Origin of the sequence: Sphingomonas segetis, from assembly GCF_009720245.1 — a bacterium.
GTDB classification, from domain to species: domain Bacteria; phylum Pseudomonadota; class Alphaproteobacteria; order Sphingomonadales; family Sphingomonadaceae; genus Sphingomicrobium; species Sphingomicrobium segetis.
Genome location: NZ_WJSQ01000228.1, coordinates 1 through 2,787 on the forward strand (window position 1 = coordinate 1; position 2,787 = coordinate 2,787).

Sequence of the window (2,787 nt, forward strand, 5' to 3'; positions counted from 1 at the left end):
GCGGCGCCGGTGCCGCGACCGGGCGAGGGGCCGGCGCGGGCGCAAGCTGGACGTCTTCGACAGGCTCGAAGGCCTCGACGGCTTCGGCCTCAATTTCGACGGGTTCGACACGCTCGTCGGCTTCGGAAATGCCGGCCGCGATGGGCTCCGCAACCTCAACGGCCTCGTCGTCGACCTCGTCGCTACCGAAGCGGTCTTCGATCTCGGCCTGCTGGTCGTGAACCGGGGAGCCGATGGGCGTGAGCCCGGTCGGGTGAGCACGCGGATGCTCGACGACATCGTCACCGAAGGCGTCGTGATCCTCGTCGCGAGGAGCTTCCGCCGGCTTGGGCGGCTCGAACCCCATGTCATTCCAGCCGAGATCCTCGAGGCCCTGGGCGCCTTGCCCGAAGCCTTGCGGGCGCATGGCCGGGCGGGCGGCGCCCTTGCGGGCGAGAAGACCGGAGGAAAGAGAGGCGAAAGGCTTTGCTTCGCTGGCCACTCGAGCCCCCCTTACTGGCCAACGACGCGGCGGCCGAAGCCCCCGACGGGACGCGGACTGGCCTGGCTGATTCCGGGCGCCGCACCGGGCGCCGCGAACACCGTCCGGCGGAAATTCTTCTCGAGACGGTCGGAAATGTAATCCCAAAGCTCGACGACTTCCTTGGCCGAGCGGCCGTTGGGATCGATCTCCATGACCGTGCGGCCGTCGATCATCGACGCCGCGAAATCGGTGCGGTGGTGGAGGGTGACCGGCGCGACGGTGCCGTGCTGCGACAGAGCGACGGCAGCTTCGTAGGTGATCTTGGCTTTCGGAGTCGCCGCGTTGACGACGAAGATGAGCGGCTTGCCCGCGCGGTCGCACAAATCGACCGTGGCGCCGACGGCGCGAAGATCGTGCGGGCTCGGCCGGGTCGGGATGACGATCAACTCGGCGACGGCGATGACGCTCTGGATCGCCATGGTGATCGCCGGCGGCGTGTCGATGACCGCGAGTCGGAAACCCTGCTGACGAAGCACCTCGAGGTCCGAAGCAAGCCGCGCGACGGTGGTCTGGGCAAAGGCCGGCATGTCGGCCTCGCGCTCGTTCCACCAGTCGGCAAGGCTGCCTTGAGGGTCAATGTCGATCAGGCAGACCGGGCCTGCCCCCGACAATTGCGCCTGCACCGCAAGGTGGCCGGACAGGGTCGTCTTGCCCGATCCGCCCTTCTGCGATGCCAATGCCAGGACGCGCATGCTTTTCCCCTCGCGTGAAACCGTCAATTCGACGAGCGGAGTGACACCAGAGGCTCTAAAATCTGGTTAACGACCCCAAGACCCTGTTGCGCGGGCGCTCGGCTCGGCTAATCTTTTCGCGGGGTGGGTTTGGGCATGAATCGCAAATATTTAGTTGCCGCAGCGCTGACGATCTGGGCCGCCGCGCCGCTTTCGGCGCAAACGGTAAGAGCCGGGATCGATGCCTGGCAGCGCGCCGATTATGGGGGCGCGGTGGCGATCTGGAGGCCGCTTGCGGAGAAAGGCGATGCCGACGCCGAGTTCAACCTCGGCCAGGCCTATCGGCTCGGGCGCGGCGTTCCGACCAACCTTTCTGCCGCGAAGACCTGGTTCGAGCGGGCGGCAAACCAGGGTCACATCGATGCCGAGACCACGCTCGGACTGCTGCTGTTCCAGAACGGCGATCAGGCGGAGGGGCTGAAGTGGCTGAAAAAGGCCGCCGCCAAGGGAGAGCCGCGCGCTCTGCTCGTTTACGGCACTGCGCTCGTCAACGGCGACAGCGTCGCTCAGGACCCGGTGCTCGGCTACGCTTACGTCAGCCGCGCGGCCGCGCAGGGACTCCAGCCGGCGAGACAGACCCTCGCACAGCTCGACCAGCTGCTGCCGATCGCCGACCGCAAGCGCGGGACCCAGATGTCGCGCGATCTCGCGAAGGAAGCGCCCGCCGCGCACTCTGCCGAACCCACGCCTGCGCGCGCAGCAATCGCCAAGACAAGGCCGCAAGCTCCAGCGAAAGCAGCGCCGAAAGCGGCGGCCGCAGCAGAGCCGGCGGCGAAAGCGCCACCGAAGAAGGCTCCCGCCGCCGCCGCGTCCGGAAATTGGCGAATCCAGCTCGGCGCCTTCTCGCAACGATCGAACGCCGAAGCGCTCTATAGGAAGGTTTCGGGCAAAGCAGCGCTTGACGGCCGCAAGCCCTTCTACGTCGCCGCCGGCGCAGTCACGCGGCTCCAGGTCGGCCCGTTCGAGAGCAAGGCAGCGGCGCTATTCGCGTGCAACGGAGTCGGAATCCCCTGCTTTCCAGTCCCGGCGAAGTAATCAGCCGCGAAACCAATCGCGGCGACGGACACCCTGTACCCACAGCAGCGCATCGAGCCCATGATGCCTGAGCTCGGCGTCGGCGACGTCGACCAGCGCCGGCTTCGCGCGGAATGCGATCCCCAACCCCGCTTCCTCGATCATCAGCTTGTCGTTGGCACCGTCCCCCACGGCGAGCACTTCGTCGCTCGTGAGACCGAGCTGCTCGCGCACCTCGACCAGCGCATCGCGCTTGGCCATGGCATCGACGATCGGGTCGCCGACCTCGCCGCTGAGCTTGCCGCCGGTGAACACGAGGCGGTTGGCCTTGACCCGGTCGAACCCCACCGCCCCTGCAATCGGCTCGGCGAAGGAGAGGAAACCGCCCGACACCAACAGGCAGCTCGACCCGCCCGCGCGCATGGTCTGGACGAGCGTTTCCGCGCCCGCGGTGACCTCGACGCGTTCGGCGAGGCAGCGCCGCAGCGCGCGTTCGTCGAGGCCGGCGAGAAGCCGCAC

At 67.7% G+C, this 2,787-nt stretch carries 3 protein-coding genes and 1 pseudogene; 1 reads left to right on the forward strand and 3 read right to left on the reverse strand.

Annotated features, from left to right (window positions below; all coding sequences use genetic code 11):
- Positions 1-481 (reverse strand): annotated as a pseudogene (locus tag GH737_RS14075) (hypothetical protein); the annotation flags it as partial.
- Positions 482-492: 11 nt separating this feature from the next.
- The gene (locus tag GH737_RS14080; protein WP_155265407.1) at positions 493-1,215 is read right to left on the reverse strand and encodes a ParA family protein; all 723 of its coding nucleotides are present in this window, start codon (positions 1,213-1,215) and stop codon (positions 493-495) included.
- Between the two features lie 135 nt (positions 1,216-1,350).
- Here GH737_RS14080 and GH737_RS14085 point away from each other — a divergent pair, with 135 nt between their 5' ends.
- Positions 1,351-2,289, forward strand: a complete 939-nt coding sequence (locus GH737_RS14085) for an SPOR domain-containing protein (RefSeq protein ID WP_155265408.1) — start codon at positions 1,351-1,353, stop codon at positions 2,287-2,289.
- On the opposite strand, the gene GH737_RS14090 is transcribed toward GH737_RS14085, so the two are convergent.
- On the reverse strand, positions 2,290-2,787 hold a 498-nt coding region (locus GH737_RS14090), incomplete at its 5' end, for an HAD-IB family phosphatase (RefSeq protein ID WP_196233209.1).